This window comes from Bacillus sp. AM1(2019) (assembly GCF_009906915.1).
GTDB classification, from domain to species: Bacteria; Bacillota; Bacilli; order Bacillales; family Bacillaceae; genus Bacillus; species Bacillus velezensis.
Genome location: NZ_CP047644.1, coordinates 2,994,566 through 3,008,622 on the forward strand (window position 1 = coordinate 2,994,566; position 14,057 = coordinate 3,008,622).

Genomic DNA, 14,057 nt, shown 5'->3' on the forward strand with positions numbered 1-14,057 from the left:
GTTTCAATTGTATAACAAAACGATTATTGTTACCACTATTTTAACACGACGTTTTCGCGGCCCAGCAGCTCTTTTAAACGGTATAACGCCTGATGGTCCGCCTGAATATGAAAAGTATCCGGCAGCCTGATCGTCTGCTTGTCTTTTTCATAATAAAGATAAACGCCGGTTTCCCCTTTATGCTCCAGTAAAATACGCTTCATCTTTTCCAAAAACTCCTGATTGTGCCGGCTGCCTTCGATTTTGATGTAAACAGACGGCGCTCTGTCTGCCTCCGTCTGCTCAAGAAGAGAGGCGGATGACATGATGAATTGTGTCTTCTCCTGACGCTCTTCCATTTTCCCGGCGGCGAATAAAAGCGCGCCTTCTTCTAACAGCGGAGACAGCCTTCTATATTGGTCAGGAAACACGACGGCTTCCATTTCTCCCGTTTCATCGCTTAATGTGAGAAACGCCATATGCTGACCTGTCTTTGTCCGAATCGTTTTGATGCCCGCGAGCAAAGCGCCGATTGACAGCTGCCCCTTCGGCATCTGCCGCGCTGCTGTGATCGCTTGCGCCCCCCGTTTTTTCAGGAGATCCCTGAAAGCAGACAAAGGATGGCTTGAGAAATAAACACCGAGAGCTTCTTTTTCGAACCGAAGCTTGTCCACGAGCGGAAATTCCTCAGCCTCTACATATTTTGGCTTAATGGAGAACGATTCTTCCAAAAACAATCCCATTTGGTCATCGTCTGCACGAAAAAGTTCAGCGTGCTCTAAAGCCACATCAACGGAGGCCAGCAAGGCTGCGCGATTTTGATTGAATTCGTCCATGGCGCCAGAAAATATAAGGGCTTCGATGGTTTTCCGATTCACGCTTTTTGCAGGTACGCGAAAGCAGAAATCGAAAAGATCCTCGAACGGTTTATGTGTTCTTGCTTTATAAATATCTTTCACTGCCGAGACGCCTACGTTTTTAACGGCCCGCAAACTGTATCTGACGGCTCCGTTTTCCGGCGCAAACGGAAAACCGCTTTTGTTTATTGACGGCGGAAGGACTTGAATCCCGCTCCCCTTCGCTTCATGCAGATATTGCGATATTTTGTCCTCATTGCCGATGACGCTCGTCAACAGCCCGCACATAAAATATAACGGATAATGGGCTTTTAAATAGGCGAGCTGATAGCCGATCATGCTGTATGCGACAGCATGGCTTCTGTTGAATCCGTAGTTAGCGAATTTTACAATCAGATCGTAGACCTCGTTTGCAGTGACTACAGAATACTCCTTTTTTAAGCACCCTTCAACAAAATGGCTTCGCTCTCTGTCCAGAATGTCCTTTTGCTTTTTGCTGACAGCCCGTCTGAGCAGATCCGCTTCACCTAATGAAAACCCTGCCATGCGCGAAGCGATCATCATTATCTGTTCTTGATAGACGATGACGCCGTAAGTGTCACTGAGAATATTTCTTACGTCCTCGTGCGGCACTTCCACACGCGCCCGCCCGTGCTTCCGGTCGATAAATAACGGAATATTTTCCATCGGTCCCGGCCTGTAAAGCGCGTTAACCGCGACAATGTCTTCCAGTCTTGACGGCTTCAGGCGTTTCAGCACGTTTCTCATTCCTGATGATTCCAGCTGGAAAATACCCGTCGTATCACCGTTTGACAATAGCGAGAACGTTTTTTCATCCTGATAAGAAATCTCGGAAAAATCAATTTTCGTATTCGTCTCTTTTTCAATCATCGTTTTAATGGATTCAATAAGCGTCAGGTTGCGCAAACCTAAAAAGTCCATTTTTAAAAGACCGAGATCTTCCAAGTGATCCATCGCATACTGCGTTAAATATACGCCGTCATGCCCTTCTTGAAGAGGGACAACTTCAGAAAGCGGCTCTTTACTGAGAACGACCCCCGCCGCGTGTGTTGACGTGTGCCGCGGAAGACCTTCAATTTTCCTTGCGATCTGAAACACTTTATGAAGAACGGCGGATTCGGACAGCCGCCTGTTCAGCTGAGCGGACTGCCGCCTCGCCTCCTCAAGCGTCATTCCCGGTTTTGACGGAATCAGGCGGGCAAGCTGGTCGGCTTCTTTCGGGCTGATTCCGAACACTCTCCCGGTATCCCTTAACGCCGCCTTGGCGGCCAATGTCCCGAAGGTGATAATCTGGGCGACGTGCATGGCCCCGTACTTATTTTGCACATACTGAATGACCTCATCCCTTCTCGTATCAGGGAAATCGATATCAATATCCGGCATGCTGATCCGCTCGGGATTAAGAAACCTCTCAAACAGCAGAGAATGTTTAAGCGGATCCACGTCGGTAATGAAAAGGGAGTAAGCGACAAGCGAGCCTGCCGCGGACCCCCTTCCCGGGCCTGTCACAATGCCCTTTTCATGCGCGTACTTCATAAAGTCCCATACGATGAGAAAATAATCACTGAATTTCATGCGCCTGATGACGTCCAGCTCATATTCAAGCCGGCGGACAGCGCGCTCATCAGGAGTGCCGAAACGGAGGCGCAGCCCCTCATGACAGATCTCCGCCAAATAGTCATCGGCTGATTTGCCGTCCGGCGCCGGAAAAGACGGAAGCTGTGTCTGTCCGAGGCTGACATCGACCCGGCATTGCCGGGCGATACGCGCGGCTGCTTCAATCGCTTCCGGCTGCCGCGTGTAAAACTCTGCCATTTCTTCAGGCGTCCTCAAGTATAAGTCCGGCAGATTCCCGCTCTGATCCTCCCATTTCTCTCCGGCTTTAATAGCGCACAGACAGCGGTACGCATCTTGATCTTCTTTCTTGATATAACGGACATCCCCCGCAGCGCAGACAGCGATTTCCGTTTCGGCTGACAGGCGGAGAATCTCTTCTGATAACGTCTCATGTCCTTTAAACGGCTGGTACCCTAAATAAAAACGGCCGTCTCCGAACAGCTCCCGGAAACCTTTGGCAGCCCGGACCGCTTCTTCAAACTTCCCGGCTTGAAGCAGGCTTTCAATGTACCCGTTTTCACCGGGCGTAATGGCGATCAGCCCCTCATGATAGCTCTTCATCCATTTTCGCTTCATACCGCCCTTTGCCATGGATTGCAGCGCACTTGAGATTTTCACCAGGTTCTGATATCCCGTGTTTGTCTCTGCTAAAAGAATGAGCGGGTGTGCTTCAAGCTCCGTATCGTCCGTGTATATAGAAGCCGTCAGACCGATAATCGGCTTAATTCCGTTTGATTTGCATGCTTTATAAAACTCAATGGCGCCGTACATCACATTTTCGTCCGTCAGCGCCAATGATGAATATCCGAGTTCCTTCGCTTGTGCAACAAGCTCTTTTACAGAAGCGGCGCTGTTTAACAGGCTGTAGCCGCTATGTACTTGCAGGTGAACAAAAGACAATGCCGCCACTCCTTTCCCATACGTTCATTTTGCCTTTCTACATTATAAGACGGGTTTTCTTAAGAAACAAATGTTCTTTTTTGACTCATCATCATACTTGTCCGTTTCGCTCAATATGATAGAAAAGTGAGGTGGTGTATATATGGATCAGGAAGCCGGATTTATGGCGAATTTCATCAGCAGTTATTTTATCGCCCTCGGTGTGTTGCTCGGCGGCGCGCTGATCGGCGGCCTCGGAGCTTATTTATCAGGCGAGCCTCCGCTGACGGCGATCACAAAATTGGCGAACAGGCTGAAGATCTGGGCGCTTGTCGCGGCCATCGGGGGAACATTTGACGCGGTATACAGTTTCGAGCGGGGGCTGTTTGAAGGCAACACGCGCGACATCTTCAAACAGCTTCTTTTAATTATTTCAGCAATGGGCGGCGCGCAGACCGGCTGGCTGATTATTTCATGGCTGACCCAGGAGAATATGTCATCATGAGAATTCCCGAGTATTATAAAAAACCGGGATGGCAGCGTTTTTTTGCGGGAATGATGTGCGGAGCCATCGTCAGCTGGCTGTTCTTTCTGTTTACATACGGAACGTTTCAGGAAGAACAGGTGACGTTAATTGAAAAGCAGCGGGAGCACGCGCGGGATTTAAAAAACCAAATCTCCATCTATCAGAAAGATCTTCATAAATTAAATGAGGATAATAAGCAAAGGCTGCTCATCCAAAGTGTTGATGTGAAGCTGATCAATGGGGAAAAATACAGAATCGCCCAGCCTGACAAGATGAAATTTGAGGAACAAGTGAAAGATAATATTTCTGAAGTCATCACAAAGGATATTGAAAGCGTGTATAAAACAAAGGAGCTTTTAAAACGGACGATCGAAAACAAAATATACACCATAAATGAGAAGGAATTTAAAGCTGAAGTAAAGGAACTGACGATTTATACGAGATTGTCTGTCGAAATTCATATTTCTTTTGCGACGTAATTATGTCATTTTTAAAAATTTTCCATAGATCTGTCGCTTTTTTCTCCGCTTTTTTATAAACTGTAGATGAGACATTTTCAATGATTCTGAAGGGAGGAAGGGAAAATGGAGGTTTTTAGTGAACGACGCTTGGCAAAAGATCATGCAGCCCGAATCAGACAAGGCTATTCCGCATATGCAGAAACAGACACACTCGCTTCCCTCATAAAAAAAGAACTCCAAATCTGTAATCTCCGCGTCTACGAAGACCTGACTGAATTCGGCTGCTGGTTCATCCCCGTGACAGATGAACACTAAGAAAGAGGGTCTCCCCTCTACTTGTGTTCGTTACATATCTCTTCCAGATCAGCAAGAATCTGATCGGTTTCATCCCAGCTGAAGATGGATGCGCCGGCCGCAAGCGGATGTCCGCCGCCATTGTATTTCCGGGCAATTCCGTTGATGACCGGACCTTTTGAACGGAACCGGACTCTGATTTGATCGTCTTCTTCTACGAAAAACACCCAAGCGCGGATACCCGAAATATTTCCGAGTGTTCCGACAAGCTGCGACGCTTCAGAAGCGGTGGTTCCATATGTCTCCAAAATGTCTTTTTTAATGAAAACGGAAGCGACGCCGTTTTCAGACAGTGACACATTTTGATAAATAAAGCCGTTAAGCTTCACCACATTTAATTTTGTTTCATACAATTGATTGAACAGCTCTGATGATGAAAATGGGAACTCAATGAGCTCTCCCGCGTATTTTAATGTCTTTTTTGTGGTGTTCGGGAATAAGAAGCGCCCCGTATCACCGACGATACCCGCGTAGATCAGCTCAGCTGCTTTCGTATTCAGTTTCCAGCCGTGCTGCTTTCCTTCCAGGTACAGCTCATAGATCATTTCGCTTACGGAGCTTGCATTCGTATCGACCCATAACAGATCGCCATACGGATCTTCATTTGGATGGTGGTCTATTTTCATGAGCTTTGCGCCGGAATGGTAGCGCTGATCGTCGACCCTGCCTTGGTTTGCGGTGTCGCACACGATGACAAGAGCATCTTTATAGGTTTCGTCATCCACCTCATCGAGGGAATATAAAAAAGACAAGGACGGCTCAGGCTGTCCGACGGCAAAAATATTTTTTTCGGGATACGTTTCCCGCAGGATTTCCGTAAGGCCGCACTGTGAACCGTAGGCGTCCGGGTCAGGCCTCACATGTCTATGTAAGATAATGGTGTCATATAATGATATGGTTCTGATCAGTTCGGATTTCATCGTTTTCTCCTTTTCGTTTTTATTCATTTAATCATACTCTTTATCCATGGAAAAGGAAAATCTTTCAGTAACGGTATAAACGGTTTTGCAAACTCATATAATGGAGGATTTCATTTATGCTGGTTTTTGTTTTTCTCATCGGGCTTTCTGCCTGCTTTTACGTGTATTACAAAGTAAAAGGAATCCAGACGAAACGGGCGCTGGAGAAGGAATGTTTTTCGGCTAAATCAAGTATGGCATTAGGTGCGCTGGTGCTTTTGTACGGAGTAAACCAAATGATTCTGTTTCACTCCGTCCTGACCCTGGTCATCGGCGGCGTCTTCATTTTAATCGGAGCAGGCAGCGCATGGGCCGGGTATAGAGCCTATAAGCATTATGAGCCCATCCATGCAAAGGAAGCGGAGAGGGACCACGCATAATGAATGCAAAGGGACCCGGGTGCGTCCCTTAACTTCTCTCCATCAGCTGCACCATGAGCATCGCTTTTGAAACGATGCCGCTTTGGCTTGACACTTCCACTTCCATTTTCCCGAATTTCCGGCCCGCCTCTAAAATGCGCGGTTTCACTTCAATGACCGACTCCATCTGTACGGGCTTCAAGAAGAAAATCGTAATGCTTTCAATGACCAGCTCGCCGCGTTTGCGGGAGCGTAAAAATCGGCTGGCGGCCTGGGTTAAAATCGTCGTAAACACCCCGTAAGAAATCGTGCCGAGCTGATTGGTCATTTGCGGCGTGACTTCATATTGATAAACGGCCGGCGTTTTGTCATCTTCCTCTTCTTTAAATCCTCTTGAAACAATATCATCCAGCTTTTCACCGACCTGAGGCTGCTTTTGAACCATTTGAAGCGCTTTTAAGACATCCTGGCGGCTGATCATTCCGATCAGTTTGTGATGCCCGTCTGTCACCGGAAGCACTTCAATTCCTTCCCAAACCATCATTTGAGCCGCTGAGGCGACAGATGTTTTCCCGATCACCGTGACAGGGTTTTTAGTCATTACTTTTTCAATCGGAACTGACCGGTCATGCCCCGCGATATCTTTCGATGTGAGGATTCCGTGGATTTTCATCTGCTGATCGATAACCGGGAAGCGGCCGTGTCCGGTTTCATAGTTCTTTTCGTACCATTTCTCCAGCTTATCCTTAGGGGACAGCGTCACTGTCCGATCTGCGGGCGTCAAAATGTCTTCCACGAGCACAATCTCTTTTTTTATGAGCTGATCATAGATCGCCCGGTTGATCATCGCGGCTACCGTAAAGGTATCGTAGCTCGTAGAGAGAATCGGAAGCTCAAGCATATCGGCCAGCTCGATAATGCTGTCGTCGGTATTAAACCCTCCCGTTACCAAAACAGCTGCGCCCGCCTCAAGCGCCTGGCGGTGGGCGTTGATTCGGTTCCCGACGATTAACAGGTTCCCCGCCGCCGTATAACGCATCATCGCGTCAAGCTCCATCGCGCCGATCACAAACTTATTCAACGTTTTATGCAGACCGGCTTTTCCGCCGAGCACCTGGCCGTCTATCACATTGACGACCTCGGCGTATGTCAGCTTTTCAATATTTTCTTTTTTCTTCTGTTCAATCCGGATGGTCCCCACACGTTCAATAGTGGAAACGAATCCTTTGTTTTCGGCTTCCTTAATGGCTCTGTAAGCCGTTCCTTCACTGACTTTCATTTCTTTCGCAATTCTTCTGACCGAAATTTTTTCACCGACAGGAAGCGAATCTATGTATGATAGGATTTGTTCATGCTTTGTTGCCAAGCGTTTCACCTCTAAGGACAGTCTTCTGCTTTTATTATAAGGGTACGGGGGATTCATTCGCAATGAGACGCCCGAAAAAAGGCGGCATCACAAAAAGACCTTCTGAATGCTTGATTCAGAAGGTCTTTGACACATATGTCAGGCAAGCTCAATGGTCTCGCCGGCCGCCATGACTTTGCCGACGCCTCCGGGCAGACTTTCGGCGAAAGCGTCAGGGTCCTGTTCAATGACAGGAAATGTATTGTAATGAACGGGAACGACCTGTTTCGCTCTCAGCCACTCAGCCGCGAGTTTCGCGTCTTCAGGGCCCATGGTGAAGTTATCACCGATCGGCAGAAACGCCAGGTCAATGTGATTCAGTTCCCCGATCAGTTTCATATCTGAGAACAGCGCCGTGTCTCCGGCGTGGAAAATCGTTTTGCCGTCAATCGTCAATAAAATCCCGGCCGGCATCCCCGTGTACGTAATGGTTTTGTTTTCTTCATCAGTGACCGCCGATCCGTGGAATGCCTGTGTCAGTTTCACTTTGCCGAAATCAAATTGGCGCGCCCCGCCGATATGCATCGGGTGGACCTTTAAACCTTTAAAGCCGAGATAAACGGCAAGCTCGTTCGGCGCAATGACGAGCGCATCGTTTTGTTTAGCGATCTGCTCTGTATCTCCGACATGGTCATTGTGTCCGTGAGTAAGCAGGATGACATCCGCTTTCACTTCTTCCGGTTTCAAATTTGTCAGACTGTTTCCGGTCAGAAACGGATCAAAAATAATGTTATGGGTTTTCGTTTCCACTTGAATGACAGAATGTCCGTGATAAGTCACTTTCATCGTTTTCACCTCATAAAAAATTAATATTTATCAAGTTCCCTTTTTGACAAACGAAAAAACTTACAGGGATTGATGCCTGTTAATCACATTCAGCCCGCCTGTTGCTTCAATGACCGTTCCGGTTACAAGATCGGAATCTTCCTCACATAAAAAGGCGATGATTCTCGCAATATCCTCTCCGGTTCCGGACCTGCCGATCGGCGTCTTTTCTTTGCCGATTTTCCGTCTTGCTTCCTCTATAGACGCTTCTTTCATATCTCCTACAATATCACCCGGGCAGACCATATTGGCCGTAATGCCTGATTCGGCTTCTTCAATCGCAATGGTTTTCGTTAACGAAGCCAATCCGACTTTAGCCGCTCCGAAAGCGGAACGGTGAAGCCAGCCGGGGGCATGGTCCGCTCCTTGAAAACCGTATGTAATAATCCGGCCGAACCGCTGCTGTCTCATGACCGGGATAACCGCTTTAAATAGATGGAAAACGGCGCTTAAATTCCCTTCAAGCATGTCATACCATTCGTCATCGGAGTAATCGGCTAGCTTTTTGCGCTCAAATATGTACGGCCCGGCATTGTTAATCAGTATGTCAATCCTTCCAAACCGCTGAAGGGCTGCATCGGCGATCCGAATGAGATCTTCTTTCCGGGTTACATCGCCCTTAACGAATTGCAATCTGTCATGGCACCCGGGATAATCCGCCTTCAGACAGGCGACCGCTTCTTCGTCTTGTCTGTAATTCACTGTGACAGAAAAGCCTTTTTCCAGAAGCATTTCAGTCACTTTTCGGCCCAATCCCTTTGTACCGGCAGTGATTAGAGCATGTCGCACATTGAATACCCTCCCCAGGCAACGTTGCCGCTTCAATAAAATCAAGACGTTTCTCCCTCTACTTTACTATAAACAAACGGCAATATCACTTTTTTGCACTTCGTCCGCACGAAAAAAAAGCCGTCTTTACAGACAGCTTAATTTTCTGAAGGAGCAGAGGCTTCCTCCATGCCGACATAACCGCTTTCGTATGCCTCTGAGATGAGCCTGGCCGTTTCTTCACTTTCTTTTTCATCATAGATGTAACGGTCTTGTTCTTTGCGCATTCCTTCTACCTCCCATCTTTATAGATGTAGGGTGTCTGATATGACGGGAAAATATGAAGGAAATTTCAGCAAATTAAATGCCGGCGCAGGCTTTTGCTTTTACGAGCGCCTGTTCTACCTGCTGAAAACCCGTTCCGCCGGCGCTCATTCTTTTTTCAACCGCATGATGCGGATCTAGCACGGTATAGATGTCTTCTTCAAAGAGACTGCTGGCTTGAAGGAATTCTTCAAATGCCATATCACTTAAATAGAGTCCTTTTTCAATGCAGCTGTACACAAGCTTGCCGACCACTTCATGCGCTTCTCTGAACGGCATGCCTTTTTTAGCTAAATAATCGGCAAGTTCCGTCGCGTTTGAAAAATCTTGTTTTGTCGCTTGTTTCATGATGTCTTTGTTTACTTTCATCGTTTCAATCATGCCCGTGAAAATCTGAAGGCTTCCTTCAACGGTTTTCACCGTGTCAAACATGCCTTCTTTATCTTCCTGCAGGTCTTTGTTGTAAGCGAGCGGGAGCCCTTTCATAATCGTGAAAAGCCCCATCATATCACCGTATACGCGTCCGGTTTTACCGCGGATCAGCTCCGCCATGTCGGGGTTTTTCTTCTGCGGCATCATGCTGCTTCCCGTCGCATACGTATCATCCAGTTCAATGAATCTGAATTCCTGCGAGCACCATAGAATGATTTCTTCTGATAAACGCGAAAGGTGCATCATCAGCATGCTGCTGCCGCTTAAAAACTCGAGAATAAAATCTCTGTCGCTGACTCCGTCAAGACTGTTCTCATAAATGGAGTCAAAACCGAGCAGCTCCGCCGAATAGTTACGGTCTATCGGAAACGTGGTTCCGGCAAGCGCCCCGCATCCGAGCGGCGATATGTTAATCCGTTTCATAGCATCGCGAAAACGCTCTTTATCCCGTTCAAGCATCCAAAAATAAGCAAGCAGATGGTGGGCGAAAGAAATCGGCTGAGCCCGCTGCAAATGGGTGTACCCCGGCAGAATGGTCTCGACATTGGCCTCCGCTTTTTCGATCAGCGCTTTTTGGAACTGTTCAATCAGCACGATGATATGTGAGACATGATCTTTCAAATACAAATGCATGTCGGTCGCCACCTGGTCATTCCGGCTTCTGCCGGTATGGAGCTTGCCGCCTAGCGGTCCGATTTCTTCGATCAGCATTTTTTCAATATTCAAATGGATATCTTCATAATCAACAGAGAATTCAAGCGTTCCTTCCTCTGCTTTTTGCAGGAGGGTCTGCAGCCCCTGTCGGATGGCGCCTTCTTCTTCTTCCGTCAGAATGCCGCATTTTTTCAGCATTGCCGCATGAGCGAGAGACCCTGTAATATCCTCTTTGACTAAGTTTTGGTCGAATGTGATGGATGCGCCGAACTCATCGACCCACTTTTCCGGTGTTTTTTGAAAACGGCCTCCCCAAAGCTTCTTCATGCTTCAATCTGCTCCTTCTTTTTCACAATGCTGTTTACTTTTGTCGGCAGCCCCCAAAGCTCAATGAAACCGATTGCCGCGTGATGGTCAAAAGCATCGTCTTTTGTATATGTCGCAAGTTTTTCATCGTAGAGTGAATATTCCGACTTACGTCCTTCTACAATGGCATGGCCTTTAAACAGTTTGACGCGCACGACGCCGGTGACGTGTTTTTGGGTTTCTTTCAAGAATGCAAGCAGCGCGTCTTTTAACGGCGAGAACCATAAACCGTTATAGATGATTTCAGACAGTTTTTGTTCAATTGCCGGTTTGAAATGGGCCACTTCTTTCACTAAAGTCAGATCCTCAAGCTCTTTGTGAGCCGTAATTAAAGTCATGGCGCCCGGGCACTCATAAACTTCACGGGACTTAATGCCGACCAGGCGGTTTTCCACATGGTCAATCCGGCCGATGCCGTGTTTTCCGGCAGTCTCGTTCAGCTTGAGAATTAAATCAGCGAGCGGGTAGGTTACGCCGTCGATTGAAACCGGAACACCGGCTTCAAATGCGATTTCGATGATTTCCGGAACGTCCGGCGTGTTTTCAAGAGATGCTGTCAGGTCATATGCCCCTTCAGGCGGCGCCGCCCACGGGTCTTCTAATATACCGCATTCATTGGCGCGTCCCCATAGGTTCTGGTCGATGGAATACGGGCTGTCAAGATTGATCGGAATCGGTATGCCGCGGCTTGCGGCATATTCAATTTCTTCTTCACGCGACCATTGCCACTCACGGACCGGAGCAATGACCTCCAGATCAGGATTTAATGATTTAATGGATACTTCGAAACGCACCTGATCGTTGCCTTTTCCCGTGCAGCCGTGCGCTACGGCCACCGCGTTTTCCTTTTCCGCGACTTCAACGAGTTTTTTCGCGATTAACGGACGGGATAGTGCAGATACGAGCGGATACTTGCCTTCATACATTGTATGGGCCTGCATAGAAATGAGCGCGTACTCCCGGGCGAATTCTTCTTTCGCATCAATCACATAGGAATTTACGGCGCCTACTTCCAGCGCTTTTTGCTGAACGAATGCCAAATCCTTTCCTTCCCCTACGTCTAAACAGCAGGCAACAACATCGTATCCCTGTTCTTGCAGCCATTTTATCGCTACAGAAGTATCAAGACCTCCTGAGTATGCCAATACAACCTTTTTTTGTTCTGCCATGTTAAAAGCTCCCTTTTGTATAAAAATTAGTTTTAATTAATAAAAATGCATTTTGTATGTATACACTGTAACAAGTAAATTCTGTTTTTTCAAGCCTTTTATAAAAAAAACCCCACCCAATTTTTTGAGCGGAGCAGAGCCTTTTTATACATTTATAAATCTTTTCGGATTTCCCGGAGCACATGGGGCAGTTCAGGAATAATCAGTTTACTCATTGCAAGCTTTACGGCGCCTGAGGAGCCGGGCGTGCAGAAGACTGCGGTATTTTGGATCACACCCGCTGCCGCTCTGGACAAAATGGCGGCGGAACCGATGTCCTCCGTATAGCTCAGCATGCGGAACAGCTCGCCGAATCCCGGGAGTTCTTTTGAAAACAGCGGCGTGACCGCTTCAATTGTGACATCCCTTTCGGCAATGCCCGTCCCTCCGTTTAACAGCACCGCATCTGTATATTCATCCATACAGCCGGATAAAACGGCTTTCTGCAATTCATCTTTTTCATCTTTAACAATGTCATAAGCGACCGTTTCAAATCCCGCTTCCCTGAGGAAGTCCATCATGACGCGCCCGCTCTTGTCGGTTTCTTTCGTTCTCGTGTCGCTGACTGTAATCACCTTGCAGCGCACGGCTGACGGGGCTTCTTGTTTATGTTCATGCACACTCATTGCTTCACCTCATCGTTTATGTAATAAACATATCGTAACGTTTGATTCTGGGGCATTCAATAAAAAAGCACACCCTAAAAGGATGTGCTTTTTTTGATCATTACTGTGCAAGGCGGACAACGTCGCGTGCGATCATGACCTCTTCGTCAGTCGGAATGATCATGACTTTGACAGGAGAGTGAGGGTAGCTGATAAACGCTTCCTCGCCGCGCACGTTGTTCAGCGCAGGATCCCAATATACACCCATGAATTCTAAGCCGCGAAGCACGCGTTCTCTGACTTCAACGCTGTTTTCACCGATACCCGCAGTGAAAATAATCGCGTCAACGCCGCTCATTCTCGCAGCGTAAGAACCGATGTATTTATGGATTCTGCTTGCAAACACTTCAAGAGCCGTTTCCGCTCTTTCGTTTCCTTCTTTTGAAGCTTCTACGATATCGCGAAGGTCGCTGGAGAAACCGGATACGCCAAGCAGTCCGCTCTTTTTATTTAACGTATTTAATACTTCATCTGCCGTCTGATCCGTTTTTTCCATAATGTACGGAATCAATGCAGGGTCGATGTTTCCTGAACGTGTTCCCATCGCAACACCCGCAAGCGGTGTGAAGCCCATTGACGTATCAATGGATTTTCCGCCTTCTACGGCCGCGATACTTGCGCCGTTACCGAGGTGGCAGGAAATCAGACGCAAATCTTCAAGCGGGCGGCCGAGAAGCTCAGCTGCGCGCTGTGTCACGTATTTATGAGATGTGCCGTGGAAACCGTATTTGCGGATGCCGTATTTCTCGTAGTATTCGTACGGTAGGCTGTACAGGTAGGATTGTTCAGGCATCGTTTGGTGGAACGCCGTATCAAACACTGCAACCGCAGGCACATTCGGAAGCACTTCTTTAAAGGCTTTAATGCCGACGATGTTAGCCGGGTTGTGAAGCGGCGCTAGTTCTGAAATCTCTTCAATCTCACGGATTGTTTCATCCGTAAGCAAAACAGAATCGCTGAATTTTTCTCCGCCGTGAACCACACGGTGGCCGATTCCGTCAATTTCATTTAAATCCTTTATAATACCGAATTCAGTCAGCTTGTGAAGCAGCATCTTCACCGCAACCGCATGATCCGGAATATCTGTCACTTCTGTATTTTTTTCGCCGTTAACAGAGATTGTGAAAACGCTGTCGGCGATACCGATCCGTTCTACTAAACCTTTTGTTAGCACCTTTTCTGAAGGCATTTCGAATAACTGAAATTTTAAAGATGAGCTTCCTGCGTTAATTGCAATAATTTTAGACATAAATGACGCTCCTATCAAAATTCTTCTTCGTTTGTTCGTTCTTTTTTCCCAGACCATAATTGCAGTCCAAAAAATATCTGACTTTTCCATTTAAACATTGTCAACTCAGCATTTCAAGTCAACATCCACATTGGTACCGCTTACAATAT

The 14,057-nt window shown here is 47.3% G+C and carries 14 protein-coding genes; 4 read left to right on the top strand and 10 right to left on the bottom strand.

Features of this window, described 5'->3' with window-relative positions:
- Positions 1 to 35: 35 nt before the first annotated feature.
- Positions 36 to 3,374: a DNA polymerase III subunit alpha gene (dnaE, locus tag GNE05_RS14710; protein WP_127010359.1), complete on the bottom strand. Its 3,339-nt coding sequence runs from the start codon at positions 3,372 to 3,374 to the stop codon at positions 36 to 38.
- 142 nt (positions 3,375 to 3,516) lie between these two features.
- Between dnaE and GNE05_RS14715 the strand changes: the two genes are divergently transcribed.
- The 3 genes from GNE05_RS14715 to GNE05_RS14725 all read left to right on the top strand — a co-directional run bounded on the left by GNE05_RS14715 (position 3,517) and on the right by GNE05_RS14725 (position 4,655).
- Positions 3,517 to 3,858: a sporulation membrane protein YtrH gene (locus tag GNE05_RS14715; RefSeq protein WP_003152438.1), complete on the top strand. Its 342-nt coding sequence runs from the start codon at positions 3,517 to 3,519 to the stop codon at positions 3,856 to 3,858.
- Positions 3,855 to 4,358, top strand: coding sequence for a sporulation membrane protein YtrI (ytrI, locus tag GNE05_RS14720; protein WP_007408062.1), 504 nt, complete (start codon positions 3,855 to 3,857; stop codon positions 4,356 to 4,358). Before GNE05_RS14715 ends, ytrI begins: the two co-directional genes overlap by 4 nt.
- A 105-nt stretch (positions 4,359 to 4,463) precedes the next feature.
- Complete coding sequence (locus GNE05_RS14725) at positions 4,464 to 4,655, top strand: YtzJ family protein (protein WP_003152436.1); 192 nt, start codon at positions 4,464 to 4,466, stop codon at positions 4,653 to 4,655.
- A 17-nt stretch (positions 4,656 to 4,672) separates the two neighbouring features.
- Here GNE05_RS14725 and GNE05_RS14730 read toward each other — a convergent pair whose 3' ends face one another.
- Positions 4,673 to 5,614, bottom strand: coding sequence for a DHH family phosphoesterase (locus tag GNE05_RS14730; RefSeq protein WP_014418624.1), 942 nt, complete (start codon positions 5,612 to 5,614; stop codon positions 4,673 to 4,675).
- A gap of 116 nt (positions 5,615 to 5,730) precedes the next feature.
- Between GNE05_RS14730 and GNE05_RS14735 the strand changes: the two genes are divergently transcribed.
- Positions 5,731 to 6,033, top strand: a complete 303-nt coding sequence (locus tag GNE05_RS14735) for a YtpI family protein (RefSeq protein WP_014418625.1) — start codon at positions 5,731 to 5,733, stop codon at positions 6,031 to 6,033.
- 28 nt (positions 6,034 to 6,061) lie between these two features.
- On the opposite strand, the gene GNE05_RS14740 is transcribed toward GNE05_RS14735, so the two are convergent.
- From GNE05_RS14740 to GNE05_RS14770, 8 genes are all read right to left on the bottom strand, one after another.
- On the bottom strand, positions 6,062 to 7,378 hold the full coding sequence (locus GNE05_RS14740) for a CBS domain-containing protein (RefSeq protein ID WP_007408058.1): 1,317 nt from the start codon (positions 7,376 to 7,378) through the stop codon (positions 6,062 to 6,064).
- A 138-nt stretch (positions 7,379 to 7,516) separates the two neighbouring features.
- A complete protein-coding gene (locus GNE05_RS14745) occupies positions 7,517 to 8,203 on the bottom strand; it encodes a metal-dependent hydrolase (protein WP_007613083.1) in 687 nt (228 codons plus the stop codon).
- Positions 8,204 to 8,263: 60 nt separating this feature from the next.
- The gene (locus tag GNE05_RS14750) at positions 8,264 to 9,031 is read right to left on the bottom strand and encodes an SDR family oxidoreductase (RefSeq protein WP_095272590.1); all 768 of its coding nucleotides are present in this window, start codon (positions 9,029 to 9,031) and stop codon (positions 8,264 to 8,266) included.
- 137 nt (positions 9,032 to 9,168) lie between these two features.
- The gene (locus tag GNE05_RS21415; protein WP_007408056.1) at positions 9,169 to 9,297 is read right to left on the bottom strand and encodes a hypothetical protein; all 129 of its coding nucleotides are present in this window, start codon (positions 9,295 to 9,297) and stop codon (positions 9,169 to 9,171) included.
- 73 nt (positions 9,298 to 9,370) lie between these two features.
- Entirely contained in the window at positions 9,371 to 10,747 is a 1,377-nt protein-coding gene (gene argH, locus GNE05_RS14755; protein WP_160182917.1) for an argininosuccinate lyase, read from the bottom strand.
- Positions 10,744 to 11,955: an argininosuccinate synthase gene (locus tag GNE05_RS14760; protein ID WP_003152428.1), complete on the bottom strand. Its 1,212-nt coding sequence runs from the start codon at positions 11,953 to 11,955 to the stop codon at positions 10,744 to 10,746. The genes argH and GNE05_RS14760 overlap by 4 nt, the downstream gene beginning before the upstream one ends.
- Before the next feature lie 152 nt (positions 11,956 to 12,107).
- Complete coding sequence (locus tag GNE05_RS14765; protein ID WP_007408054.1) at positions 12,108 to 12,620, bottom strand: MogA/MoaB family molybdenum cofactor biosynthesis protein; 513 nt, start codon at positions 12,618 to 12,620, stop codon at positions 12,108 to 12,110.
- Positions 12,621 to 12,720: 100 nt separating this feature from the next.
- Positions 12,721 to 13,908, bottom strand: coding sequence for an acetate kinase (locus tag GNE05_RS14770; protein ID WP_007408053.1), 1,188 nt, complete (start codon positions 13,906 to 13,908; stop codon positions 12,721 to 12,723).
- Positions 13,909 to 14,057: the final 149 nt, after the last annotated feature.